Source organism: Bacillus salacetis (genome assembly GCF_049177075.1).
Classification (GTDB): domain Bacteria; phylum Bacillota; class Bacilli; order Bacillales; family Bacillaceae_B; genus Rossellomorea; species Rossellomorea salacetis_A.
Genome location: NZ_CP185377.1, coordinates 346,615 through 371,821, shown reverse-complemented (window position 1 = coordinate 371,821; position 25,207 = coordinate 346,615). Strand labels below are relative to the sequence as shown.

The 25,207-nt window shown below is 46.5% G+C and carries 21 protein-coding genes; 3 read left to right on the top strand and 18 right to left on the bottom strand.

What is annotated here, in order from left to right; genetic code table 11:
- Positions 1-374 precede the first annotated feature (374 nt).
- From gatB to gatC, 3 genes are read right to left on the bottom strand one after another with little or no spacing between them, the layout of a single operon-like run.
- Positions 375-1,805 carry an Asp-tRNA(Asn)/Glu-tRNA(Gln) amidotransferase subunit GatB gene (gatB, locus tag ACOJQI_RS01965; RefSeq protein ID WP_421383020.1) on the bottom strand — a complete coding sequence of 477 codons (1,431 nt, stop codon included), beginning with the start codon at positions 1,803-1,805 and terminating at the stop codon, positions 375-377.
- Positions 1,806-1,817: 12 nt separating this feature from the next.
- Positions 1,818-3,278, bottom strand: a complete 1,461-nt coding sequence (gene gatA / locus ACOJQI_RS01960; RefSeq protein WP_421383018.1) for an Asp-tRNA(Asn)/Glu-tRNA(Gln) amidotransferase subunit GatA — start codon at positions 3,276-3,278, stop codon at positions 1,818-1,820.
- 12 nt (positions 3,279-3,290) lie between these two features.
- Complete coding sequence (gene gatC, locus ACOJQI_RS01955; RefSeq protein WP_421383016.1) at positions 3,291-3,581, bottom strand: Asp-tRNA(Asn)/Glu-tRNA(Gln) amidotransferase subunit GatC; 291 nt, start codon at positions 3,579-3,581, stop codon at positions 3,291-3,293.
- A gap of 274 nt (positions 3,582-3,855) precedes the next feature.
- Here gatC and ACOJQI_RS01950 point away from each other — a divergent pair, with 274 nt between their 5' ends.
- Positions 3,856-4,929, top strand: a complete 1,074-nt coding sequence (locus ACOJQI_RS01950; protein ID WP_421383014.1) for an AbrB family transcriptional regulator — start codon at positions 3,856-3,858, stop codon at positions 4,927-4,929.
- Positions 4,930-4,946: 17 nt separating this feature from the next.
- Here ACOJQI_RS01950 and ACOJQI_RS01945 read toward each other — a convergent pair whose 3' ends face one another.
- The 11 genes from ACOJQI_RS01945 to ACOJQI_RS01895 form a co-directional block, all read right to left on the bottom strand.
- Positions 4,947-5,393, bottom strand: coding sequence for a YueI family protein (locus ACOJQI_RS01945; RefSeq protein WP_421383013.1), 447 nt, complete (start codon positions 5,391-5,393; stop codon positions 4,947-4,949).
- A 61-nt stretch (positions 5,394-5,454) separates the two neighbouring features.
- Positions 5,455-6,360, bottom strand: a complete 906-nt coding sequence (locus tag ACOJQI_RS01940) for a GDSL-type esterase/lipase family protein (RefSeq protein WP_421383011.1) — start codon at positions 6,358-6,360, stop codon at positions 5,455-5,457.
- 135 nt (positions 6,361-6,495) lie between these two features.
- Positions 6,496-6,840 (bottom strand): hypothetical protein, encoded by a 345-nt coding sequence (locus tag ACOJQI_RS01935; protein ID WP_421383009.1) that lies wholly within the window; start codon positions 6,838-6,840, stop codon positions 6,496-6,498.
- Positions 6,841-7,032: 192 nt separating this feature from the next.
- Positions 7,033-8,523: a sodium/proline symporter PutP gene (gene putP, locus ACOJQI_RS01930; protein ID WP_421383007.1), complete on the bottom strand. Its 1,491-nt coding sequence runs from the start codon at positions 8,521-8,523 to the stop codon at positions 7,033-7,035.
- Between the two features lie 975 nt (positions 8,524-9,498).
- On the bottom strand, positions 9,499-10,659 hold the full coding sequence (locus ACOJQI_RS01925) for a CamS family sex pheromone protein (protein WP_421383005.1): 1,161 nt from the start codon (positions 10,657-10,659) through the stop codon (positions 9,499-9,501).
- A 14-nt stretch (positions 10,660-10,673) separates the two neighbouring features.
- A complete protein-coding gene (ligA, locus tag ACOJQI_RS01920) occupies positions 10,674-12,680 on the bottom strand; it encodes an NAD-dependent DNA ligase LigA (RefSeq protein ID WP_421383003.1) in 2,007 nt (668 codons plus the stop codon).
- 23 nt (positions 12,681-12,703) lie between these two features.
- Positions 12,704-14,938 (bottom strand): DNA helicase PcrA, encoded by a 2,235-nt coding sequence (pcrA, locus tag ACOJQI_RS01915; protein WP_421383001.1) that lies wholly within the window; start codon positions 14,936-14,938, stop codon positions 12,704-12,706.
- Positions 14,939-15,236: 298 nt separating this feature from the next.
- On the bottom strand, positions 15,237-15,920 hold the full coding sequence (locus ACOJQI_RS01910) for a heptaprenylglyceryl phosphate synthase (RefSeq protein ID WP_421382999.1): 684 nt from the start codon (positions 15,918-15,920) through the stop codon (positions 15,237-15,239).
- A gap of 234 nt (positions 15,921-16,154) precedes the next feature.
- Positions 16,155-16,463: a YerC/YecD family TrpR-related protein gene (locus tag ACOJQI_RS01905; RefSeq protein ID WP_421382997.1), complete on the bottom strand. Its 309-nt coding sequence runs from the start codon at positions 16,461-16,463 to the stop codon at positions 16,155-16,157.
- A 22-nt stretch (positions 16,464-16,485) separates the two neighbouring features.
- On the bottom strand, positions 16,486-17,529 hold the full coding sequence (locus ACOJQI_RS01900) for a DUF3048 domain-containing protein (protein WP_421382995.1): 1,044 nt from the start codon (positions 17,527-17,529) through the stop codon (positions 16,486-16,488).
- 48 nt (positions 17,530-17,577) lie between these two features.
- Positions 17,578-19,320, bottom strand: a complete 1,743-nt coding sequence (locus ACOJQI_RS01895; RefSeq protein WP_421382993.1) for an adenine deaminase C-terminal domain-containing protein — start codon at positions 19,318-19,320, stop codon at positions 17,578-17,580.
- 134 nt (positions 19,321-19,454) lie between these two features.
- Here ACOJQI_RS01895 and ACOJQI_RS01890 point away from each other — a divergent pair, with 134 nt between their 5' ends.
- Positions 19,455-19,808 (top strand): YgaP family membrane protein, encoded by a 354-nt coding sequence (locus ACOJQI_RS01890; protein WP_421382991.1) that lies wholly within the window; start codon positions 19,455-19,457, stop codon positions 19,806-19,808.
- A 170-nt stretch (positions 19,809-19,978) separates the two neighbouring features.
- Positions 19,979-20,092, top strand: a complete 114-nt coding sequence (locus ACOJQI_RS01885; protein WP_421382989.1) for an EYxxD motif small membrane protein — start codon at positions 19,979-19,981, stop codon at positions 20,090-20,092.
- On the opposite strand, the gene purD is transcribed toward ACOJQI_RS01885, so the two are convergent.
- From purD to purM, 4 genes are all read right to left on the bottom strand, one after another.
- Complete coding sequence (gene purD / locus ACOJQI_RS01880; protein WP_421382987.1) at positions 20,058-21,341, bottom strand: phosphoribosylamine--glycine ligase; 1,284 nt, start codon at positions 21,339-21,341, stop codon at positions 20,058-20,060. The genes ACOJQI_RS01885 and purD overlap by 35 nt on opposite strands.
- Before the next feature lie 578 nt (positions 21,342-21,919).
- Positions 21,920-23,455: a bifunctional phosphoribosylaminoimidazolecarboxamide formyltransferase/IMP cyclohydrolase gene (gene purH, locus ACOJQI_RS01875; RefSeq protein ID WP_421382985.1), complete on the bottom strand. Its 1,536-nt coding sequence runs from the start codon at positions 23,453-23,455 to the stop codon at positions 21,920-21,922.
- A gap of 33 nt (positions 23,456-23,488) precedes the next feature.
- The gene (purN, locus tag ACOJQI_RS01870; RefSeq protein ID WP_421382983.1) at positions 23,489-24,070 is read right to left on the bottom strand and encodes a phosphoribosylglycinamide formyltransferase; all 582 of its coding nucleotides are present in this window, start codon (positions 24,068-24,070) and stop codon (positions 23,489-23,491) included.
- Positions 24,071-24,155: 85 nt separating this feature from the next.
- Entirely contained in the window at positions 24,156-25,202 is a 1,047-nt protein-coding gene (purM, locus tag ACOJQI_RS01865) for a phosphoribosylformylglycinamidine cyclo-ligase (RefSeq protein WP_421382981.1), read from the bottom strand.
- Positions 25,203-25,207: the final 5 nt, after the last annotated feature.

Here is a 25,207-nt window from a genome sequence, read left to right as displayed (position 1 = left end):
CCCTCGCATTTAATATAGGACAAAGTACCCTAAAACAAAGCCATTTCAGGTTTCCCAACTTTGGGCAGTAAGACTTATAAAGAATGGAGGTATTCAACGAAAATCAGTTCAAGTTGAACTGAAAATCAGCTGAAAACCGTAATTATTATTGGGCGCTGACACTTCTGGTTTGTTCTATCAACGAGTTTTGTTCTCCTATCGACGAGTTTGGCCTTTCTATCAACCACTTTGCCCATTCTATCAACGAATTCACCTGTTCTATCAACCACTTTCCTGGTTCTATCGACGATTCGACAAAAACCGGGGCGTGACTGTCACGATCACAAAAAACCCCCGCCGGCGTCAGCCGGTCGGGGGTCCAATTAGAAACCTTATTAACGCTTGTTCATTTCCTCGATCAGGAGTTTGTTGACCATTGGCGGGTTTGCTTGGCCTTTGGTCTTTTTCATGATCTGGCCGACAAGGAATCCAAGGGCACGGTCTTTACCGTTCTTGAAATCTTCGATGGATTGCGGGTTGTCATCCAGTGTTGCTGTGACGATTTTCAACAGCTCGCCTTCGTCAGAAATCTGGACAAGTCCTTTTTCCTTAACGATCTGTGCCGGGTCGCCGCCTTTTTCAACAAGCTCTTTGAAGACCTTCTTCGCCATCTTGGATGACAGTGTGCCGTCCTGGATCAGCTTGATCATGCCGGCAAGGCCGTCCGGTGTCATCGGCAGGTCATGAAGCTCCTTCTGCTCTGAATTCATGTAGGCAGACACTTCACCCATGAGCCAGTTGGATGCCTGTTTGATATCGGCACCGGCTGCAACCGTCTCTTCGAAGTAATCGGACATTTCCTTAGTGAGAGTCAGTACCATTGCGTCATACGCAGGCAGTCCCATATCTTCTACATAACGCTTTTTACGGGCGTCAGGAAGCTCTGGGATTTCCGCACGGACGCGTTCTTTCCACTCTTCATCAATGCGAAGAAGGACAAGATCCGGTTCAGGGAAGTAACGGTAATCATCTGAACCTTCTTTTACACGCATAAGGATCGTTTTGCCTGTCGCTTCATCAAAGCGGCGTGTTTCCTGCTCGATGATGCCTCCGGAAAGCAATACTTTTTCCTGGCGCACGATTTCATGCTCAAGGCCTTTGCGCACGAAGTTGAAGGAGTTCAGGTTCTTCAGTTCAGCTTTTGTACCGAATTTCTCCTGGCCGATCGGGCGAAGTGAGATATTCGCATCACAACGAAGGGATCCTTCTTCCATTTTACAGTCGGATACACCAGTGTATTGGATGATCGACTTTAATTTTTCCAGGTAAGCATAGGCTTCAGCCGGGGTACGCAGATCAGGCTCCGATACGATTTCAATCAACGGCGTACCTTGGCGGTTGTAGTCAACCAGTGAATAGCCGTCACCGGAGTGATTCAGTTTACCCGCATCTTCTTCAAGGTGAAGGCGTGTGATCCCGATGCGTTTCTTGTAACCATCAACCTCGATCTCGATCCAGCCGTTTTCGCCGATTGGCTGGTCAAACTGTGAAATCTGGTAGGCTTTAGGGTTATCAGGATAGAAATAGTTTTTACGGTCAAACTTCGTATCTGTGGCGATTTCACAGTTGAGGGCCATTGCCGCTTTCATACCGAAGTCGATCGCGCGTTTGTTGACCACTGGAAGAACGCCCGGATACCCAAGGTCGATGACGTTTGTGTTCGTGTTTGGCTCTGCGCCGAAATGGTTCGGGGCAGGCGAGAACATTTTCGAATCTGTTTTTAGCTCAACGTGGACTTCAAGTCCGATAATCGTTTCAAAGTTCATTGATTTCACCCCTTACAATTGTGGTTTCTGTTTATGGAAGTCTGTAGCTTGCTCATAAGCGTGTGCTACGCGGTAGATTGTGCTTTCATCAAAGTGCTTTCCGATGATTTGCAGCCCAAGAGGAAGACCCTCTTTTGAGAAGCCGCATGGAACTGAGATTCCCGGTACGCCCGCAAGGTTCACAGGTATTGTTAAAATATCATTCGCATACATTGTAAGCGGATCATCGATTTTTTCACCGATTTTGAACGCCGGAGTCGGAGTTGTCGGTCCGATGATGACATCATAATTTTCGAATACATCTTCAAAGTCTTTTTTGATCAGCGTACGGGCCTGCTGTCCTTTTTTATAATAAGCATCATAGAACCCGGAGCTCAGCGCAAATGTCCCAAGCATGATACGGCGCTTCACTTCATCCCCGAATCCTTCTGCACGGGTCTTTTTGTAAAGATCAAGAAGGTTTTCCGCATTAGGTGTACGGTAGCCGTAACGAATTCCGTCGAAACGGCTCAGGTTGGATGAAGCTTCGGAGGAAGCAAGGATATAGTAAGTAGCCACCCCGTATTTTGAGTGAGGCAGGGAAACTTCATCGACTGTTGCTCCCATGCTTTCAAGCAGCTTCAATGCCGCCATTACGGATTGACGGGCCTCTTCGCCGACACCTTCAGCAAGATATTCCTTCGGCACTGCGATTCTTAATCCTTTCACGTCACCAGTCAGAGCTGAAGCATAGTTTGGCACCTCAACGTTTGCTGATGTTGTATCATTTTCATCCACACCGGCAATGGCTTGTAAAAGGTAGGCATTGTCTTCAACATTGCGTGTGATCGGTCCGATCTGGTCAAGAGAAGAGCCGAAAGCCACTAGTCCAAAACGGGAAACACGTCCATATGTAGGTTTCAATCCGACTGTTCCTGTGAATGCTGCCGGCTGGCGGATGGAACCGCCTGTATCAGATCCTAGTGAAAATGGAACTTCGCCCGCCGCAACAGATGCTGCCGAACCGCCTGAAGAACCGCCTGGAACTGTTTCAAGATTCCATGGGTTGCTTGTTTTCTGGAAAGCGGAGTTTTCAGTAGAAGAACCCATTGCGAATTCATCCATGTTCAGTTTTCCGATTGTGATGGTTTCTGCATCGCGAAGCTTGTTTACAACGGTTGCGTCGTAAATCGGATTGAAGTTTTCAAGGATTTTACTCGCACAAGTGGTACGAAGGCCTTTTGTCACGATGTTATCCTTGACACCGATCGGCATTCCGAACAGAAGGCCTTTTGCTTCGTCCGTACCGATTTTGTTATCCAGTTCTTTTGCTTTTGCACGCGCATTCTCTTCATCCAGCGTCAAAAATGCTTTTACTTTCCCTTCAACCTCGCCGATTCTTTTATAAGACTCATCGACTAAGTCGCTGACAGATACTTCTTTCTTCTGCATCAGCTCATGAAGTTCTGCTAATTTATGGTCGAATAATGACATCGATTTTCCCTCCTATTCTAAAACAGATGGCACACGGACTTGTCCATCTTGGTGGTCTGGTGCGTTTTTCAAGACTTCTTCCTGCGGCAGACCTTTTACAGGCTTATCTTCACGCATGATATTTTTCATTTCCAGAACGTGTGATGTCGGGTTGACATTCTGTGTATCTAGTTCATTCAACTGTTCCGCAAAACCGATGATAGCATCCAGTTGAGTCGTGAACTTTTGTACTTCTTCTTCTGTTATCGCAAGACGGGCAAGGTGAGCCACATGCTTTACTTGATCTTCTGAGATTCTTGACATTCTCTTTCACCTCCGCAAAATTTCGAACACTAGCAATACTATTGATAATATCAAAATTTCAGCCAAAATGGCAACTAAGTCCCGCCATTTCGGTGTTAAATCTATTGGACAGTCTTGTTCTTCATTCTACCATGATGTTCTTTTTTGAAGAAAAGTATAAGTTGGTGATGAGTTTCTTCATTAATATAGAAAGATAAGCAGACGGTTTCTTTTTTCCATTCTTTATGTGGTAAGCTTAATTTCATCAAAGCGATGTTCACAAAGAAGGGATTTTATGTTTGTAAAACTTATATATACACTGCTGATCGGCATTGCCGGGGGCTGGGTCTTCAGCGCTCTCCATATTCCATTGGCATGGATGCTCGGTTCCATGACTGCCGTGTACACTGCAGAGAAACTGACGAAATTTCAGGTCTATTGGCCGCCGGTCTTCCGGAATATCGGCCTGATTATCGTCGGGTATACGATTGGACAGTCGTTTTCGCGGGATACCGCTATTGAGATCATTCAACAGCTGCCTTGGATGTTGTTTCTGACCATTCTGCTTCTTTTATTCAGCAGCGCGCTGGCGCTTATGATTACGAAACTGACCGGGGTTAATTTAAAGTCCACCATAACGGGATGCATTCCAGGCGGACTGTCACAGATGGTTGTACTGGGGGAAGAGTTGGAGGATATTGATGTCACAGTCGTCACCATCATCCAGGTTATCCGGCTGCTTTCGGTTATTTTTATCGTCCCCTTCATGGCCTTCAGCCCCATCTTTCAAGGAGATAAGGACGGGGCGGCTGCAGGACCTGCAGCAGTGGAGCTTTACTTAAGCTGGCCGCTGCTGATCTTATTTGCCGTTGCGGTTGTCTCTGCCCTTTTGGCAGTGAAGCTGAAACTGCCTACACCCACTCTGCTGGGTCCCATCCTGGGAATCGGCATATTGTCTGCCTCCGGGGTTGCAGCACCTCACATGCCGGACGCCGCCATTATCGCAGCCCAGATTTTCTTGGGAGTTTATTTCAGTAAGATGATGAAATTCGAGGGCTCCGGTTCACTTTCAAAATTCATCGGCCTGACCGCGGCGACTTCCGTAATACTCGTCGCCTTCACCTTTGGACTGGGAGCGGTCTTGATGGCCTCCCATCACATCTCGTTCATTACTTCGTTCCTGAGCATGGCTCCAGGGGGAATGGCAGAGATGGCCCTTGTCGGCCAGGCGCTTCACGCGGACCTGTCGATCATAACGGGATATCACCTTTTTCGGATATTGTTCATCCTGTTTATCGTTCCGCTCTTCCTGAAGTGGCTCTTTAAGCAGAAAATGTTTGCCGGGGATTCGACAAAAACCGGGGCGTGACTGTCACGCCCCGGTTTTTATTTGAATAGTTTTGCGAAGAAGGATTTCTTCTTGGTTTTGGCTTTTGGTATATCCGGCTTTATTACTTCATCTTCATCAATATAGATTTCTTCTTTATCAATCGCATGACCGTAGGCGAGCACCAGGCCGATGTCCGTATTATGCTCTTTGTTCGTCACCATTGTATATTGAATATCATACTTCCCTGCCAGTTTGATATATTTCGACAGGTACGTATAACTCATATTCCCATTCAGGAAGAGGTGCGCTCCCTTATTTTCTTTCATCAGGGAATCGATCTGCGGGAGTGTCCCTTTTCTTCTTACTTGCTTCTGTGTCAGGGCAAACACAATTCTCTCCCTTATGGTCCCCAAAAACTTCCGCCGCTCATCCGGTTTTGTCTGCTTTTGGCCGTACATTCCCTGCTGTAAATAATCATCTACGCCGGGTCTTTCCACTTTCATCCACCTCCGTATGTTCCTCTCGAATTCCCTACACTATATGTCACCTGTTCAAAAAATGCAATTACAAGGGATTTCTCTGAACCATTAGTATCTCCTCTGTCCTCGAAATGATTTCCTCCCCGATTCGTTTATACCCTTCATCATTGGGGTGAAAGAGATCTTCAGACAAATATAGATTGGTATCCTTCTCAAATAAATGCTGAATGGAGATGAATGTTGTATTAGGATACATTTCCAGCAGGCCCTTTGTTGAAACATTCCAGGAGCTGATGATTTCATCAAATTCTTTCACCTCTCCCAGGGATTCGAATACCGGATTGAAAATGCCTATGAAGTAAACAGGGGCATCTTCATTAAGGAGACGGATGGTGGACATGATTTTACGCAGATCAGCCTTGAAGTTCTCTTCTCCTTTCGTAAAATCCCCGATTGTCAAATCGGTAAAGTTACGGTTGAAAACAGAGACCAGATCATTTCCACCGAGTGTCATAAAAAGGACATCCGCCTGTTCAATATCTCTTTGCAAATCCGGATCATCAAGCATCTTGATCAAATGATGGGCCTGTGCCCCATAGACACCGTGGTTAACCAAAACGACATCGTCATTTTGATTCTCATAGTACGATTTTATTTGCTCTAAATAACCTTTCGTTTTCTTGCTGCCTGTTCCAAGTGTCAGCGAGTCCCCTATCCCGACTATCGCAAAACTGTCACTGTTTATCTCACTTGGATTGATTTCGATATCCGGCGTCAGATAATCGAACGCTACTTTTTCCAAATAGTGTGTCGTTTCCTCTTCTGAAAATTTCTTTTCTGATTCAATGACTTCTGAAAAAACGGCTGCCTCATCGATGAGAACTTCCTCTTTTTGAGAGGGACCGGGAGAACTGATATATGATGGATAAATGCTGAACACAACGAGTGTTACGGTTATCGCGGAAATGAGGAGTAATACTACCTTCTTCATGCTGATTCCTTCCTTTTTCTTTTTTGACCATGGAAGCTTCCTTTTCAGTAGCATTATCGGCATGTCTGAAACCCTTAATACATTAAAATCAAAAAACGCCTGCCGGATGACAGACGCTTGTTATATTAACCTTTATTATTCGTCTTCGTTCAATTCTTCTTCCGCTTCATCAAGTGCTTCATTAGCTTCATCTTCTAGTTCCTCTTCTGTTGAATCCGCAGCATCATCAATGGCATCACCAGTATCTTCCGCTGCTTCTTCAATGTCGTCGCCAGCTTCCTCGGCGTCTTGTTCGATATCATTTGCTTCTTCCTCTACTTCATTGACGCCTTCTTCTGCTTCTTGTTCAATTTCGTTAGCATCCTGTTCTGCTTCCTGTTCAATCACTTCTTCGTTTTCCGATGCATCATCATCCGCACAACCAGCTAATAAAAGACCTGCTGTGAGTGGAACTGCTGCAAATAAATTACGTTTTTTCATTTTCCATTCCTCCAGTCTTATTATTTATTTCTATTAAATTCTTACCCGGCACCCGAAAGCTGTAAACATGCGTTAATGCTTTACCGCACGAAGAGGGACTGTCCCTTTTCGCGCGGTAAAGCATTAAAGTTTCTTCACAATAAAAAACCGCCGGTCGCATTGAAAACACGACCGGCGGTTTCATTTCAATTATTATTTTGTTACATCGTTAGCTACAGCTGCATCGTATTCAGCTTTCATCTCTTCAGTTGGCTGTGGTCCAACTTTAGAGAAGATGAAGACAGCGATTGTAGCAAGGATGAAGCCCGGAACCATTTCGTAAAGATCCGTACCAAGCATCGGCCATACAACAACTGTTACGGCACCAACAATCATACCAGCTAAAGCACCATTGCGTGTCATGCCTTTCCAGAATAGTGCCAGCACGATGACCGGTCCAAATGCTGATCCGAATCCAGCCCATGCGTAACTTACAAGATCCAGGATACTTGAAGCATTTTCATTTGCAGGATTACCTCCAAGAGCCAGAAGTACAGCAATGACAGCGATAAGGATTACCCCTGCACGGCCAACCCATACAAGCTCTTTATCAGAAGCATCTTTACGGATGATTGCTTTGTAGAAATCCTCCGCAAGAGCACTTGATGAAACAAGAAGCTGGGAATCGATTGTACTCATGATAGCAGACAAGATAGCTGCCAGCAGGATACCTGAAACCCAAGGGTTGAACAGTACATCTGTAAACAAGATGAATACTTTCTCGGAATTATCGGCCGCATCTGTGATTAGTGGTGCATCTGCAAAGTAAGCAATACCTGCAAGACCAACCAATACAGCACCTGCAACCGCAAGGATCATCCAAGTCATACCGATCCAGCGTGCTTTCGGTACATCTTTTGTAGATTTCAATGCCATAAAACGAGTGATGATATGCGGCTGGCCAAAGTAGCCAAGACCCCATGCAAGCAATGAGATGACACCGATCGCTGAAGCTCCAGCGAAAAGGTTAAGTCCGTCAGCGTTAACCGCTGTTACTTGATCCATCGTTTCTCCCCAGCCGCCAAGCTCTGTAATCGCAACGATCGGCGCTACGATTAAAGCAAGGAACATCAGGATACCCTGGATGAAGTCAGTCCAGCTGACCGCAAGGAATCCGCCAAGGAATGTGTAAGAAATAATAACGATCGCACCGATTAGAAGTGCAGTAGTATAGCTCATGTCAAATGATTCCTGGAACAGGATCGCTCCACCAACAAGACCTGATGAAGTATAGAAAGTGAAGAAAACCAGGATTACAAGTGCAGAAATTACACGAAGTAAACGGGAACCGTCTTTAAAACGGTTTTCAAAAAAGTCAGGCACAGTGATTGAATCGTTTGCAATCTCTGTGTAAGAGCGCAGTCTGGAAGCAACAAATTTCCAGTTCAGGTAAGCACCGATGATAAGTCCAATCGCGAGCCATGTAGATCCAAGTCCGGATGCATAAGCAGCTCCCGGCAGACCCAGCAGTAACCATGAACTCATATCAGATGCTCCGGCACTAAGTGCGGCAACACCCGGCCCCAAGCTGCGTCCTCCTAAAACGTAATCAGATAAATTGCTTGTTAATCTGTAAGAAATAATACCAATTGCTAACATACCGACTAAATAAACTATAAACGTAACTAAAGTAGCAGTATCCATGTGTAGTCTGCATTCTCCTTCCAATTTTTTATTAATGTTCTTTGTTATTGAAACTCTAAGGTGATTTGCTGCTTTTTACATCTGACGCTCTTTTTTACCCTATGCATCACACTTGTAAACTTATTCATAAAGATTCCTTCCCGTAAAGGATATGAATAAGCCCGATGAGCCAGGAATAACTCTACAACATTAACAATCGTAACATAGATTAAACCCATTATCATTTAGAATGTTCTGAATATAATTTCGTAACTGATTATTTATACAGCTAATTTGCATAAATAATTCTATGAAAGCGCTTTAATACATATATATATTCAGAAAAATTTATAAAATTAAATTCAAAATTTGTTCAAATATACCTATTGCAAATTGTAATTCGGTTAGATTTCTTCCTGTTTTTCACCTCTCTTCTCTAATTAAAAACCCTTCTCGTATTCATTGTTGCTATTCGGATGGGGTAGTTGATTTCCGCTCCAGGTGTGCGACTCCGCGGGGCGGGCGTTGAGCCTCCTCGGCTTCATAAAAAGCGTAAGCGGCCGGTTAGCGACGTACAGATTGGAGGGCTCCTGGATGAGATAAAGGAATCACAACGAACAAAGTGAGTTGATGATGACTTATCGCAAGGAAGGAGACCGAAATCTGCTAGTCGCTGGCCGCTGGAGCTGGATTTGCCTGCGGGGTCTCACCTGTCCCGCTATTCCCGCAGGAGGTCACACACCCTCCGCTCCAATCAACCTTTCGTAATAAATGCCGAGAAACTACTTAAAAAAAAACATTTTTTAAAGTACAGCTAATTTCTTAAAAAACAATAAATTATTTTTGAATAATGTAATCCTTCCTGCCAGCTGACGTCCAAGCTTGCATTGGCGAGTAATGACGAACTTATTTTTCTCCAAGTTAAATCCCCCTATGCATCCAGGAATTTTTTCGAAACAAAAAAAGAGACTGACCTGTAAAAGTCAGTCTCCACCATTATTCATAAATATGGACAAACGGCTCACCCTGCTGGTTCAGGACGATCAACGCTTCTGCCCCATCAGCTGAGGTGATTTCGATTTCAACATTCATTTCCTTTGGAAACAGTTCAGCGGCAAGCTCCGCTGTGTACTGCGTGAAGCCGATCGTTTCGGCTTTTCCGTTGAATTGAATGGGTATATCTATCTCCATGTTCTCCATCTTTCCGTCTTTAAAAAAGGCATATCCGACCACACCGACATAATTCGGGAAGTAGGATTCAATTTTATCTTTGAAATCATTGAACACTTTCAAGTATTTTGGATGATTTTGTTCAGCCTGTACTGACGGGAAAAAGTAGTGTTCTTCATTCACACCCTGCCACTCGCCGATCGACGCACTCCCCGCATCTACTGTCGCATAGGCAAAATAACTCCCTGGAGTGACGGTATCTTTGCTCGATTGTTCGAATAGCGCAATGGTAATCGGAATTCCATCAAGCTCCGGTTTCTCCCGCAGCCTCTTGATGACTTCCTGGGCTATTTGCTCCCCCTGCTGCCGGACTTCATCGTGGCTGATGTTTGTCTGGCGTGTTTCACCGGTATTCTGGTCCTGATAATAAGAAACTGAATTCAACGCGAGGCCTACCACCACTCCAGCCAATTGAATCTTGTTATCTTCGACTTTTTCCAAGTAGTTATGTTCAATCACATGGGCGAGATAGATAGGCGTATCCTTCCCTTCCCCTGGGGTATTTTCTACTGGATTAAGGCCGACGTTCTGCTCTTCTTTCAACCCTTTTTCTTCTAACTGCTCGCTTGTAAACTTCCTGTTCAACCAGGATTGAATCGTTGCTTTATCTAGAACCTGTCCTTCTTTGAACAAGTACTGATCAGTCGAGAAAGCATTTTTGGCCATCCTGACCAGGCCTGATTCAAATACGTCTATATCATAGCGGGATTGCAGGTTGTTGACGACCATCCCTCTGGTATCCGTTGATTCATATGGCAGCAATGTTTTATAGTATTTATCGGAAATCTGGTAATTAGGGATGATCGCTTTTTCCGATTGCTGATTTTCATCTTCTTCCACCACTTGTTCCTGTTTTTCAATTTCAAAAGCAGGAGTACAGCCGCCCAGCAAAAGAGCAGCAGCGGCTGCAGCCAACCATTTCTTCATGTATTTCTCCACCTTTAACGGTTAAGTTCTCCAATCAGCTTCTCTTCGTCCCATATTTCAATTTCAAGCTCCTCGGCTTTCGCCAGCTTCGAACCGGCATCCTCCCCGGCAATGAGAAGGTCTGTTTTCTTACTGACAGAACCGGTCACTTTCCCGCCGAGCTCTTCTATTTTCTGTTTTGCTTCATTACGGCCGAGCTGTTCAAGCTTTCCGGTAAGGACAATCGTTTTCCCTGCAAAATAAGAGTCGATTTCTTCCGCTTTCACCGGTTTAGGTCCCTTGTATTCCGTGTTGACTCCCGCTGTTTGAAGCTCGTTGATAAGCTCGGACACTTCTTCTTTTTCAAAATATGCAACAACCGCGTCTGCCATCTTATCACCGATTTCATTGATGGCTGTCAATTGATCTTTTGAGGCATTCTTGAGGTTGTCGATGTTTTCGAATTCCTGCGCCAGTGTTTTGGCTGCTTTTGCTCCGACATGGCGGATGCCCAAACCGAACAGCAGCCTTTCCAGCGAGTTGGATTTTGATGCTTCAATGGCATTCAGCAAGTTGTCGACCGACTTCTCGCCCATCCTTTCCAGCTGTAAAAGCTGTTCTCTTTGGAGCCGGTAGATATCGGCGACGTCGACAATCAACCCTTCTTTAAACAGCTGGCTGATGACTTTTTCACCAAGTCCGTCGATATTCATCGCATTCCGTGAAACGAAATGGATCAGTCCCTCCCTGATTTGAGCAGGACACTTTGGATTGATGCAGCGAAGAGCCACTTCTTCTTCAAGTCTGACAAGACCGCTTCCGCATTCCGGACAATTCTCAGGCATGCGGAAATCCTGCTCGTCTCCCGTACGCCTTTCTTCAAGGACATTCACCACTTCCGGGATGATGTCCCCTGCTTTTTTCACAACGACATAGTCACCGATTTTGATATCCTTTTCCCTGATCAGGTCTTCATTATGCAGGGATGCACGCTGTACCGTTGTACCGGCTACTTTCACCGGCTCAAGGAGTGCAGTAGGGGTGACGACTCCCGTCCTGCCGACACTCAACTCAATATCCTTCAGCAGTGTGACTACTTCCTCTGCAGGGAACTTGTATGCAATCGCCCATCTTGGACTCTTAGCAGTCGTACCAAGCTCCTGCTGCAATTGGAGGGAATCCGCTTTAATGACGATGCCATCGATGTCATACGGAAGGTCCGGGCGTTTCTCGACCCATCCTTCAACATATTGGATGACTTCATCAATGTTACTGCATCTTTTTCTTTCTTTATTGGTTTTGAAACCCAGCTTATCCAATAGGTCCAGGCCTTCGCTGTGTGAATCGACACCCGTTTCGCCGACATCAGCAATGGAGTATAGAAAGATGTCCAGGTTGCGTGATGCCGCAACGCGTGGATCAAGCTGGCGCAATGAACCGGCCGCTGCATTACGTGGGTTGGCGAACGGCTCTTCCTCCCGTTCTTCCTTCGCCTTATTCAGAGCCTCGAAGGACCTCTTCGGCATGAAGGCTTCCCCTCTCACCTCCATTGTGAGGGACTCCGGAATCCGGAGCGGGATCGATTTGATGGTCTTGAGATTGGCGGTGATATCCTCGCCGGTCGTTCCATCTCCCCTTGTCGCCCCCTGGATGAACAGGCCGTCTTCATACCGCAGGGAAACCGCCAGTCCGTCAATTTTCAATTCACATACATAAGCATAGTCTTCACCTGCAGCCTGGCGGACTTTGCGGTCAAAATCCCTGAGATCATCTTCGTTAAAAGCATTTCCGAGACTGAGCATGGGAGTTCTGTGCTCAACTTTTTCAAAAGCCTCCAATATGCTTCCGCCCACCCGCTGTGTAGGTGAATCGGCCGTCCGCAGCTCCGGGAATTCATTTTCAATGGCAATAAGTTCATTCATCACCCGGTCGTATTCGGCATCGGGAACTGATGGCTTGTCCAGCACATGGTATTCATAATTATATTGATTTAACAGATTATGAAGTTCGGTAACTTTTTGCTCTGCGCTTTTGATATCCACAATAACAGCCCTTTCTCGTCAAATTATACTTTTTCAACAGGAGCAAACTTCGCCAATAGGCGTTTGATGCCTGTTGGACTCGGGAATGCGATATCAAGCTCCATTCCATCTCCGCTGCCTTTCACGCTGACAACCGTTCCTGTGCCCCACTTTTTGTGTGCGGCTTTGTCACCAACCTGCCAGGAGATCCCTTCTCCGCCTGTAGTCGTTGGAACAGGACGTGAAACAGGTTTTCTCCGTGCCGGCTGCTGGGTTCTTGAAGCAGTTGCTGCACCGGCTTTACCTCCGGATGAGAACGGGCTTCTTTTTTCCGGTTCAAAGTTATCAATGAGATCTTCCGGAATCTCTGCAATGAACCTGGAGACCGGATTCATTTTCGTCTGCCCGAATAGCGTCCTCATCTGGGCATTTGTCATGAATAGCTCTTCTTCAGCCCTCGTGATGCCCACATACGCCAGTCGGCGCTCTTCTTCCATCTCTTCTTCATCCATAAGCGACCTGCTGTGAGGGAATACCCCTTCTTCAAGTCCCATCAGGAAGACAACAGGGAACTCAAGCCCTTTGGCAGCATGTAGTGTCATCAAAATGACCGCATCTTTCGGCTGTTCATCATCATCAAGCTTATCGATATCCGCCACAAGGGCAAGATCTGTCAGGAAGGCGACCAAAGATTTATCATCGTTGCTCTCTTCAAAGCTCTTTGTAACAGATAAAAACTCGTCGATGTTTTCCAGGCGGCTCTGCGCCTCAATGGATTTCTCGGCTTTCAGCATCTCCCTGTAACCGGACTTTTCAAGGATTTCTTCCACAAGTTCCGTGACAGATAGATATTCCTGCATTTGTGTATAGCCTTTCACAAGGTCCTTGAATTCAATGACGGATTTGGTGATTTTCGGGCTGAGGCCGATAAAATCAGCTTCCTCCAAGGCCTGCATCATTGAAAGGTCATTCATCGCAGCGTAATTGGCGATTTTATCAAGCGATGTCGATCCGATACCCCTTTTCGGGACATTGATGACGCGTCGCAGGCTGATATCATCATCGGGATTGGCTATCAGTCTCAGATAGGCAAGGATGTCCTTGATCTCTTTACGGTCGTAGAACTTTACGCCTCCTACGATGCTGTATTCAATATTGGATTTCAGCAGGATTTCCTCCATTACACGCGACTGTGCATTTGTACGGTAAAGGATGGCAAAATCAGAGAATTTCCGCTTGCCGCTGTCTGTCATTTCTTTGATTTTACCGGCAACGAACTGAGCTTCCGACTGCTCGCTGTCCCCTCTGTAATAGGTGATCTTTTCACCCTGGTTATTTTCAGTCCAAAGGTTCTTGGGTTTTCGGTTCATGTTCTTTTGGATGACATCATTGGCCGCATGCAGGATCGTCTTCGTTGAGCGGTAATTCTGCTCCAATAGGATGACATTTGCTCTTGGATAATCTTTTTCAAAAGAAAGGATGTTGGCAATATCCGCTCCGCGCCAGCGATAGATCGACTGGTCGGAATCCCCTACGACACAGAGGTTCTGAAAACGGGAAGCCATCATTTTTACGAGCATATACTGCGCTCTGTTGGTATCCTGATACTCATCCACGTGGATGTATTGGAATTTCCGTTGGTAAAATTCCAGTACTTCCGGAACACGCTGGAACAATTGGATCGTGGTCATGATCAGATCATCAAAATCAAGCGCCTGGTTTTTACGGAGACGCTTTTGATACTCTTCATATACGTCCGATACGACATTGTCATAATAGCTTCCGGCTTCTTTCGAAAATTCCTCGGGTGTTTTCAGTTCATTTTTTGCTGAAGAAATGGAACCGAGGACAGATCTAGGATCAAATTTTTTCGGATCAATATTCTTATCTTTAAGGATGGACTTGATGACGGATAGCTGGTCTGTTGAATCCAGGATTGTAAAGTTGCGGTTGAAACCGATACGGTCAATGTCACGTCTGAGGATGCGGACACACATGGAGTGGAATGTGGAAATCCAGATTTCTTCCGCTACTCCTCCGAGGATGTTGCCGATCCTGTCTTTCATTTCTCTTGCTGCTTTGTTTGTAAAGGTGATCGCCAGGATGTTGTAAGGGTTGACTCCTTTTTCTACCATCAGGTAGGCGATGCGGTGTGTGAGCACACGGGTTTTCCCGGAGCCGGCACCTGCCATGATCAAGAGCGGGCCTTCAGTTGCTTTGACGGCTTCGGCCTGCTGGGGGTTCATTCCATTCAGTAATCGATCTGTTAAAAATTGCATTTTTATTTTCCACCACCATAACGAACATTTGTTCTTATTATATCAAGTACTGTTGTTTATATGAAGACTATATATTTGTGTGCTGGTTGTTTTCCGCTCCAGGGGGCACTACTCCGCGGGGCTGGCGGTGAGCCTCCTCGGCTGCGCCTGCGGGGTCTCACCTGTCCAGCTTATCCCGCAGGAGTAGCACCCCCTTCCGCTCCAAACAACACTGAGTCTTTAGTAAGACAATAAATATAAGATAAATTCCCTGGACAGTCCTTCATGCTAGGAACATAAATATATTAGTTAAACTTCTTTACTTCACTGCCTCAACGGTCTTCAAGGCTGCCTTTAAATCGTCGTAGAGGATATTCCCGACGACGATGACGTCTGCGTGTTCTGCGATTTCTTTTGCCTGCTGCGGTGTTTTGATTCCGCCGCCGTAGAAGAGTGTTGTGTTTTCCAGCACTCTTGCTGTTTCGCGGACGTATTCAATGTCCCCGTACGTTCCGCTGTATTCCAGGTAGAAGATGGGCAGGTGAAACATTTTTTCGGCCATCATTGCATAGGCAGCAACATCCTCTTTTGAGATATCTGTCTTGGCACCTGTCAGTTTTGCTGCTTTGCAATCTCCGTTCAATATGCAGTAGCCTTCCACCAGGATCTCGTCCCAGTTCATGATCTCCCCGTATTCTTTCACCGCCTGATGATGGAGGCCTTTCAGCCACATTGGATCATCGCTGTTCAATACGGTCGGGATAAAATAAAAGTCAAAGCCCGGTGTAAGAGATTCCATATTGCTGACCTCGAGAGCGCACGGCACTGTATACCTTCGGACTCTCGCCATCAGATCCAGGACACCTTCAAGGGTGATATCATCCGTCCCGCCTATTATCACCGCATCCGTTCCAGATTCACAGATTTTCTCCAAATCATCATCGCTGATCTCCTTGGCAGGGTCGAGCTTAAACACATGGCGCCACTCTCTGACATCGTACATCCTTACATCCTCCAATTCTTTCAATTCCATTAAAACATTATACCATTCCTATCGACAATTAACGAGGGAGCCGTAGAGGGTTGAAGTGGGTTCTATTTCCAATTATTGTTCTTGCTTTACCCCATTAAAGCAGTGGGGGACTGTCCCCCGCTGCGGTAGTGCGGTAAAGTGCTACAACATAAAAAGGACCGGCACAGTGTTCTGTGACGGTCCTTTAACCGGATGGCCGGCGGGTTATTCTTCTTCTTCCTTTTGGCTGCCGACACGATCCAGCACCATTTGATAGGCGTCGTTTCCGTAGTTCAAGCAGCGTTTCACGCGGGAGATTGTTGCTGTACTTGCACCTGTTTCCGCTTCAATCTTATGATAGGTTTTACCTTCTTCAAGCATCCTTGCCACTTCCAGGCGCTGAGCAAGAGATTGGATTTCATTGATTGTCGCAAGATCATCAAAGAAACGATAGCACTCATCGATATCTTGGAGGGATAAAATCGCATTGAAAAGCTGGTCCAATTCCTTACCTTTAATTTTATTGATTTGCATGATCATTTCTCCTTCTATTCAATTATTGTACTGTGACGAATTCTTCTAACCCTGGATTTTCAGGTATGATATTGATCCATGTCTTTCCGGGAATGAAGCTTGCATCCCCGGCAGGCACGATTCTTCCATTCTTGTTTTCCCACTGCACTTTCAACAGCTTTCCGCGCTGAAGGAGATACGCATTTCCGCCGGATTCAAAATCGATGCTCCTGCGGCCGTAATCATCAATGATTTTATGGGGAGCTTCAATAATGAAGATGTTATCCAAAAGAACGGGATCACCGGATTCATAATCCGCTGTCTTTTCTCCTCCGGACATCCTGCTGTACTTCTTCGCTTTCTGGTCATACTCATAAACCGGCGAGAATGAAGGATTGCCGTAGTAGGAAACTTCAACAGATGATGCCTCATCCCCTGATACCTCTTCCTTTTTCACAAAATCCAAAGGTTCCGGAGGGGTATCCATTTCAGCTCCGACCTTCTCCGCGCCTTTTTCGATATTTTCAAAGGTAATATAAGAATTATGAGGGGCCACGCGGAAATCCGCCCGCTTAAATAATGAACCATCGTATTCCATTCCGTTAATATTGTCGATCACACCGCTCGTCAGCATTTCTTTTGCTTCCGGGCTGTAGCCGTGTGCTACAAAAAAGCTGTCATAGCCCTCTGCCAATTCAATGAAATAATCACGCGCGCTTCTTACAGGACCTACCTTTTCAGGCTGTTCACTTTGGAACACAGCAACCAACCGGGTGATATCGCCCTCAGCAAGCACCTCATGAATGATGTCCGCTTTATTCAGCCCGGACTGTGGACGCGCTTTAGGATGATTATTGACCACCACAGCCACCGCTCTCTGTTCCGCTTCCTCTTCTGTTCCGAACCCTGTCAGCGGATACTGATATGGTGCTTCTGCTGATTCTTCATTTGTATCCTGATTGGCAGTCTCATTTTGTTCTGTATTATTTTCTGCCGTGTTATCATTGGTTTCAGTTGTTTCGTTGTCAGAACTGCATGCTGTCAGCAGTAAAGCGGTCATTGCCGCTATCGCAGTTTTTTTCCACATCTAAAAAATACACCCCTAAACCAAAACTTTTATCCTTACTTTAACATTTTAACGCATTATCGTGGGAAAGAGTACCGTTTTCTTCATAACATCATATATTCCCCGCTGTGTAACCCTGATGTAAGGCAGATGTGTAGACTGGAGGAACAGCAGCGTATAGACAGGATCATTGAAGCTGTAGCCCCTGGCAAACAGGAGTTCCTTCATTTCCTTTTCTTCTTCAATCAGGTCCTCCATTTTTTTATCAGACATGATCCCGCCGACAGGAAGAGGAACTTCATGCAGGATTTCCTGGTTTTCACTCAGGACGATCCCCCCGCCGATTTCCTTCATCCTATTGAAGGCATGCATCATATCTCTCTTGTCTTTTCCGATTAAAATGATATCGCCGGTATTAGAAAAAGAAGAGACAAATCCCTTGATGCTGGCGGCAAAGCCTTTCAACATCGTGCTGATCCGCCACTTTCCGTTTCGGTCGATCAGCATCAGGAAACATTCATCGTGATTTTCAGAAAGAGCCGTTTCCGAAGCATCGATTCCCACTGAATACGGTTTTGTGATGACTTCATTGACCATTTCGATCCCAAAAGGCATGGAAAACTGCAAGTCATGGTTGGTCAACTCCCACTCAATGTTCAACGGTGCGAGACCAAACTTTTTCCAATCCGGGGCAGGAACATCAGCCTGTTCGCCTTGGAAGGTCTTCACCCATTCCCCTTTGGCCATGACGCCTGCAGGAGTCGGATTTTCTTTGCTTTCAAGGAAGTTGATGTTTGCCACTCTTCCCGCCGCAATCATTCCATGGTGATGAGAAATGCGGTAGTGTCTTGCCACATTGTAGCTCGCCATATGATAGGCATCAATCAACGGAATGCCGCTTTCAATCGCTTTGGAAATCAGGTCGTCGAGTACCCCGTTCTCATAAAATCCCGGAGTTGAACCATCTGTCGTCAGCATCATTTCGCTGTAATTTTCTATCTCATATTCCTTCATTTCGTCCAGAAGTTTATCTAAATCAGGCCGAATGGATGAATTTCTTAAAGTCACGGCCAATCCCTGCATCAGCCTCATATAGACATCTTTCCCTGTCATGGCTTCATGGTCGCCATCTATGCCGAGGAGGGCCAGTTTTGCAAGAGTCTTTTCAGACGCCCCCGGCAGGTGCCCTTCGACTACTTTGTTGACTCTTTTCGCTTCCTGCATCAAATGAAGGATCATATCATCTCCATCCAGCAGCCTCGGCCAGGAGGTCAACTCTCCTCCCTGCACTACATCCTCATGGTTGATCCATGATTTCACTTCATTATGGGAAAAGACAGTCTCTTCTCTCTGCATCTCCGTCTGTGAATCGAACCGGGCCCACCAGAACATTGAAAACGGCAGTTTCTTCAGTTCATCCAATAAAGAAAACGCTTTCTTTTTATTCATCAATAAAAACAGCATAAGGTTGTCATTGATGAAAGTCGTTGTTCCAGTTTGGGATGCATAATGGGCAAAAGAATGGGGATTATAAAGTTGAAACGGGTGAACATGAGGTTCTATATAGCCAGGGACCAGGAAGTAATGACGGCAGTCCGTCACTTCACACCCATCGAGATTTTCAGGAAGTTGCTCGCCGCAGTATATGATGCGGTCTTGGTAGATCCATATATGGGAAGTGACCCATTTCTTTAATACCGAGTGCAGGTATACGGCATTTTTCAAGATCTTTGTCGGCTTCAAATCGCCGTTTAAAACATCTATATGTTCACGCAGCTGCTTGTTTTTCCATCTGTATCGTTGTACCAACAATGAACACTCCTCTAAGTTAGGAATTCAGCTTAACAAGTTATCAATTATTAATTATTTATGTTATCACAGATTGGACTTTAACGCATTAAAGGTTTACAGAAAAGATTGTTAAATTTTTGTAAGGAGGAAATCAAATGAAGGTTACTCAAAACATCGGCATCGTCAATGCCCTGATCAGGATAACAGTGGGCTTTACCGTCCTCTCATGGGCTACAGCAAAGCTTGTAAAAATGCCTTGGAGAGACTCATACCTATGGATGGCCCTGCTCGGCGGAATGAAAGTAGGAGAAGGAATCCTCCGATTCTGCCCGATCACAGCCATGTTTGAAAACCAGAATTCAGATTCCGGTCCAAAAGAAGGCAAAAGCATGCTGAACCTGGCATCCATGCTAAAAGGGAACAACGAAGAATCAAACCAGAAAACAGAAGACATCGACAGGGACGAAAAAGGAACGGACATGCCTGACCTTCCTTATAACCCATCCTAAGGACGCTTTAACGCACCACCGCAATGGGGGACAGTCCCCCGCTGCGGTAACGCGGTGAAGCACCACAGGGGACTGTCCCTTTTAGCGGTTTAAAGTGTTAAAGAAAGACAACAGGGTGTCCAAATGGGCACCCTGTTGTTACAAATCTTAATAGATTGGAGTGAAGACATATGTTCTGGGAATATGTCATGGATATCTCTTACGTTCTTATATCAGTGATCGGCGGAATTATCGCCATTCTTTATGTGTTTATTCGGAAAGGACGGAAGCGGCGCGTTCGATAGCCCGGCGGCCGATATCCTTCCTGTAAAACAGGCCCTGGATATCCAGTTGGCCGATCTCATTGTACACTTGGCCAAGGGAATCTTCCAACTCTTCCTGCACGGAAGCTATCAGCAGCACACGCCCGCCATTGGATACCAGACGGCCGCTGTCTTCTAGAACGGTTCCAGCATGGTAAACAAGCGTCTCTTCTTGCAGTTTCTCAAGCCCGCCAATCGGGACCGCTTTTTTATAAGATTCCGGATACCCTTCCGCGGCTAAGACAACACCGGCAACTCCGCGCTGATCCCATTCAAGCGTCACTTCTTCGCCTTCACAGATCTTGTAAAATACTTCACCAAGATCGGACTGCAGCCTTGGCAGGACCACCTGTGTTTCAGGGTCGCCGAAGCGCGCATTGAATTCAATCACCTTAGGGCCTTTGGCAGTCAAAATCAATCCTGCATAAAGCACACCTTTAAAGGATCTTCCTTGTGACTCCATCGCTTTTGCTGTCGGAATCAAGATGGTCTGCACAGCTTCACTGATCACATCAACGCTGATATGCGGAACCGGAGAATAAGCGCCCATCCCTCCAGTGTTCGGGCCCTGGTCCCCGTCAAAAGCACGCTTATGATCTTGTGCGGCTTCCATCGGATACACCTTTTCCCCATCGACAAAAGCCATCAAAGAAAACTCTTCTCCCTGTAAAAATTCCTCGATGACCACTTTCGCGGATGCTTCCCCAAACTTGGCCTCTAACAGCATTTCTTCCAAAGCCGTCAATGCTTCATCTTCAGACATGGCGACGACAACGCCTTTTCCAGCGGCAAGCCCGTCGGCTTTGATGACAATCGGGGCTCCCATTTTCAGAACGTATTCCCTGGCACTTTGGAAATCCGTGAACGTCTCGTATGCAGCCGTCGGAATGCTGTATTTTTTCATCAATTCTTTGGCAAATGACTTGCTTCCTTCGATGACGGCAGCCCGTTTGTCCGGACCGAATACTCTTAATCCTGAGCTCCTGAATTCATCAACGATCCCTTCAAAAAGGGGAACCTCCGGGCCGACTACTGTCAAATCGATGTTGTTTTCCTTCGCGAATCCGATGAGTCCTGCAAAATCAGATTCATCAATGTTCACTGTGTCTGCCATTTGTGCTATTCCGGCATTCCCGGGTGCACAGTACACCTTTTTGACGCTCTGGCTTTTTTGCAAGGCATCGCAAAGCGCATGCTCTCTTCCGCCCCGGCCGATGACAAGTACGTTCATTTTGACACCCCTTTTTTATGTATAGGTGCAGCTGGTGCACCATTTTCTTAAAATTATTTGACCTCTGATTTCCACTCTAGGTGCGCGACTCCGCGGGGCGGGAGGTGAGCCTCCTCGGCTTCGCCTGTGGGGTCTCACCTGTCCCGCTATTCCCGCAGGAGGTCGCACACCTTCCGTTCCAATCACTCTAGTAGCTTTTAAAATGCATCCTTCTTTAAAATCGGGAAACAGGATCATCTAGTTCTGTGTCGATAATTGTCGGTTAGTCGATAAATCATGCTAATCGCCGATAAGCTTTCAAGAATCGCTGATAAATGGCCATAAAGCCGATAAATTACGAAAACCGCTGATAAACCGCACGAAATCGCCGATAAGCCCATTCTCTCGAGCAAATTTCCCGGCCGGATTCATCTCCAGCCGCCCGCTCGCACGGTTCGGCCGATATTCGACAAGAATTGGCCGGTATCCGACACGGGTTGGTCGATATTCGACGGAGTTCGGCCGATATTCGACAAGAATCGGTCGTTATCCGACACCAAACCGCCGATAACTCGCCACTGCCCCGTTACAATTATCTCTTAATGCTTAAAATGACGAACTCCCGTCATGACCATCGTGATGCCGTACTCATCGGCTTTCTTGATGGAGTCTTCATCACGGATCGATCCGCCCGGCTGGATGATGGCTGTGATTCCTGCTTTGGCAGCCGCTTCTACGGTGTCGTCCATCGGGAAGAACGCATCGGAAGCCATCGCCGCTCCTTCTGCTTTCACACCAGCCTGTTCAAGGGCGATTTTGGCAGCACCGACACGGTTCATCTGCCCGGCACCGATGCCGAGTGTCATATCTTTATCCGCTACGACAATCGCGTTGGACTTCACATGCTTCACGACGTTCCAGCCCAGTTTCATTGCTTCCCATTCTGCTTCAGTCGGCTCGCGTTTGGTGGCGACTTTTAATTCGGCATCTTCAAGCGTGAACGTATCGTCTTCCTGGACAAGCAGGCCGCCTTCAATGGAAACGAGTTTGTCTTCGACTTTTTTAGCTGTATCAAATGGAACGGTCAACAGTCGGATATTCTTTTTGCCGCTCAAGATTTCCATTGCTCTGTCCGTGAATGCTGGGGCAATGATGATTTCAAGGAAAATCTCATGCAGGCGCTGAGCTGTTTCCTCATCCACAGCACGGTTCAACGCGATGATGCCGCCGAAGATGGAGGTAGAATCCGCTTCATAGGCTTTCGCAAAGGCCGCTTCAATGGTTTCACCCGTTCCGACTCCGCATGGATTCATATGTTTTACTGCTACTGCAGCCGGCTGATCGAATTCTTTGATGATCTGCAGGGCTGCGTTGGCATCATTGATATTGTTGTAGGATAGTTCTTTTCCGTGAAGCTGCCTTGCCATCGCCACGGAGTATTCAGATCCCAGCGGCTGCTTATAGAAAGCGGCCTTCTGGTGAGGATTCTCTCCGTATCTCAATGTTTGCTTCAGTTCATATGTCACCGTCAGTGCCTCAGGATTTTCTTCACCCGCAAGGTCTGTCATGAACTGTGAAATGTAGGCATCGTAAGCCGCTGTGTGGCGGAACACCTTTGCTGCCAGTTTTTTTCTCAGCAGTTCAGGGGCTTCTCCGTTTGCCTTGATTTCATTGATGATCATGTCGTAGTCCTGGGAATCGACGACAACGGTTACGTACTTGTGATTCTTGGCAGCCGCGCGGAGCATTGTCGGACCGCCGATGTCGATATTTTCAATGGCATCTTCTTCGGTTACATTCGGCTTGGCGATTGTCTGCTGAAATGGGTAGAGGTTTACGCAAACGAGGTCAATCGGGAAGATATCCTGTTCTTCCATCTGCTGGCGGTGTTCCTTCACGTCTCTTTTTGCCAGAAGGCCTCCATGGATCTTCGGATGAAGGGTCTTCACTCTGCCTTCCATGATTTCCGGAAAGCCGGTCACTTCTTCGACTCCCGTGACAAAAATGCCGTTATCAAGCAGGATATTTTTTGTGCCGCCTGTAGAGATAATATCGTAGCCAAGTTCCTGTAGCTGCTGTGCGAATTCTACAATCCCGCTCTTATCTGATACACTAATCAGCGCTCTTTTTTTCATTATGGTATTCCTCCCTGTGGTGCAGTATCGTCATTAAACTTTGTGTATCGATGTCATGAATAGATGTGTCAATGTCTCCGGATACAGATGGTGCTCGACATCCTGGATCTTCTGCTGCAGTGTTTCCCTGTTATCAAAAGGGGAAATCCGGACTACCTCCTGAGCGATGATGGGACCGGTATCCATCCCTTCATCAACAAAATGGACGGTCACCCCTGTCACCTTCACACCGGCATCAATCGCCTGGCCGATGGCATCCTTCCCTGGAAAAGAGGGCAGGAGCGAGGGATGGATGTTCACGATTCTGCCGGGGAAATGCTCCAGCAGGACGTTTCCGATCAGTCTCATATAGCCGGCGAGCACAAGGAAATCAATGCCCCTGCTCACTAATTTCTCTGCAATTTCCCTTTCGAAATCCGGTTTTGACTTATATTCTTTTGGATTAAAGACAAAGGTCGCGATTCCTGCCGCTTTGGCCCTTTCAATGACAAAGGCATCGGGCTTGTCGCAAACAAGGATTTCCACCTTCGCCTGAAGTTTTCCGCTATGTACTGAGTCGACAATCGATTGAAAGTTCGTTCCGCTTCCAGAAGCGAATACTGCTATTTTCTTCATTTTTCGTCCCCATTTCTGCCGAAGCTTATTTTACGAAGGCGAAGGCAAAATGGGGAAGGCCTGCCAAAGCGGCATCAATCCCATTTTAATCCTGCTGCCCTTCTCCTTCAATGATTCGGACTCCATCGCCGGAAGTTACCTTGCCGATCAGATATGCCTCTTCACCGATTTCGTTGAAAAACCTTACTGCTTCTTCTGCCTCGGAGGCATCGACGGCAATGACGAATCCGATCCCCATATTAAAAATGTTGTACATTTCTGCGTGGGGAATGCATCCCAATTCTTCCAAGAGATTAAAAATTTCAGGCATTTCCCACTTTGCCGGATCGATATCCGCCCCTAAACCTTCAGGCAGCATCCTCGGGATGTTCTCAATGAATCCCCCTCCGGTAATGTGGGACATGCCTTTGATGGAGAATTTCTTCATGGCTGCCAAAACCGGTTTCACATAAATCTTTGTCGGCGCAAGCAAAGCTTCTCCAAGCGGCGAACCCAGCTGCGGTATATACGTATTCAAATCGTAAGAATGATCTTCAAAAAACACTTTTCTGACTAAAGAGTATCCATTACTATGTATACCACTGGAAGCCAGGCCGACTAACATATTTCCTTCAGAAATTTCATCGCCTGTAACGATTTGGCCTTTTTCGCATGCACCTACGGCAAAGCCGGCGATATCATACTCATCCGCTTCGTAAAGTCCCGGCATCTCGGCTGTTTCACCGCCAACAAGTCCGGCACCTGCCATTTCACATCCGTCCGCGACCCCTTTGACGATGTTCTCTATCTTTTCAGGAAGGGCTTTTCCGCAAGCAATGTAGTCCAGGAAATATAAAGGCTCCGCGCCCTGGACGACGATATCGTTCACACACATGGCCACGCAGTCGATTCCGATTGTGTCATGTTTATCGGCCATGAAGGCGAGCTTAAGTTTTGTCCCGACGCCATCTGTCCCCGAAACGAGTACAGGCTCTTTCAATCCGAGCTCTGAAAGGTCGAACATCCCGCCAAATCCGCCCAAGGAACCGAGCATTCCCTTGCGCTTCGTCCGTTCCACGTGCTTCTTGATCCGGTTCACCGATTCATAGCCGGCATCAATATCAACACCGGCATTTTTATAAGCATTAGCCATTTTCG

What these genes read in the sequence shown, in the direction of transcription:
- gatB (WP_421383020.1), bottom strand. Translation starts at nt 1,805, where the DNA reads ATGAACTTTGAAACGATTATCGGACTTGAAGTCCACGTTGAGCTAAAA.
- gatA (WP_421383018.1), bottom strand. Translation starts at nt 3,278, where the DNA reads ATGTCATTATTCGACCATAAATTAGCAGAACTTCATGAGCTGATGCAG.
- gatC (WP_421383016.1), bottom strand. Translation starts at nt 3,581, where the DNA reads ATGTCAAGAATCTCAGAAGATCAAGTAAAGCATGTGGCTCACCTTGCC.
- ACOJQI_RS01950 (WP_421383014.1), top strand. Translation starts at nt 3,856, where the DNA reads ATGTTTGTAAAACTTATATATACACTGCTGATCGGCATTGCCGGGGGC.
- ACOJQI_RS01945 (WP_421383013.1), bottom strand. Translation starts at nt 5,393, where the DNA reads ATGAAAGTGGAAAGACCCGGCGTAGATGATTATTTACAGCAGGGAATG.
- ACOJQI_RS01940 (WP_421383011.1), bottom strand. Translation starts at nt 6,360, where the DNA reads ATGAAGAAGGTAGTATTACTCCTCATTTCCGCGATAACCGTAACACTC.
- ACOJQI_RS01935 (WP_421383009.1), bottom strand. Translation starts at nt 6,840, where the DNA reads ATGAAAAAACGTAATTTATTTGCAGCAGTTCCACTCACAGCAGGTCTT.
- putP (WP_421383007.1), bottom strand. Translation starts at nt 8,523, where the DNA reads ATGGATACTGCTACTTTAGTTACGTTTATAGTTTATTTAGTCGGTATG.
- ACOJQI_RS01925 (WP_421383005.1), bottom strand. Translation starts at nt 10,659, where the DNA reads ATGAAGAAATGGTTGGCTGCAGCCGCTGCTGCTCTTTTGCTGGGCGGC.
- pcrA (WP_421383001.1), bottom strand. Translation starts at nt 14,938, where the DNA reads ATGCAATTTTTAACAGATCGATTACTGAATGGAATGAACCCCCAGCAG.
- ACOJQI_RS01910 (WP_421382999.1), bottom strand. Translation starts at nt 15,920, where the DNA reads ATGTACGATGTCAGAGAGTGGCGCCATGTGTTTAAGCTCGACCCTGCC.
- ACOJQI_RS01905 (WP_421382997.1), bottom strand. Translation starts at nt 16,463, where the DNA reads ATGCAAATCAATAAAATTAAAGGTAAGGAATTGGACCAGCTTTTCAAT.
- ACOJQI_RS01900 (WP_421382995.1), bottom strand. Translation starts at nt 17,529, where the DNA reads ATGTGGAAAAAAACTGCGATAGCGGCAATGACCGCTTTACTGCTGACA.
- ACOJQI_RS01890 (WP_421382991.1), top strand. Translation starts at nt 19,455, where the DNA reads ATGAAGGTTACTCAAAACATCGGCATCGTCAATGCCCTGATCAGGATA.
- ACOJQI_RS01885 (WP_421382989.1), top strand. Translation starts at nt 19,979, where the DNA reads ATGTTCTGGGAATATGTCATGGATATCTCTTACGTTCTTATATCAGTG.
- purD (WP_421382987.1), bottom strand. Translation starts at nt 21,341, where the DNA reads ATGAACGTACTTGTCATCGGCCGGGGCGGAAGAGAGCATGCGCTTTGC.
- purH (WP_421382985.1), bottom strand. Translation starts at nt 23,455, where the DNA reads ATGAAAAAAAGAGCGCTGATTAGTGTATCAGATAAGAGCGGGATTGTA.
- purN (WP_421382983.1), bottom strand. Translation starts at nt 24,070, where the DNA reads ATGAAGAAAATAGCAGTATTCGCTTCTGGAAGCGGAACGAACTTTCAA.
- purM (WP_421382981.1), bottom strand. Translation starts at nt 25,202, where the DNA reads ATGGCTAATGCTTATAAAAATGCCGGTGTTGATATTGATGCCGGCTAT.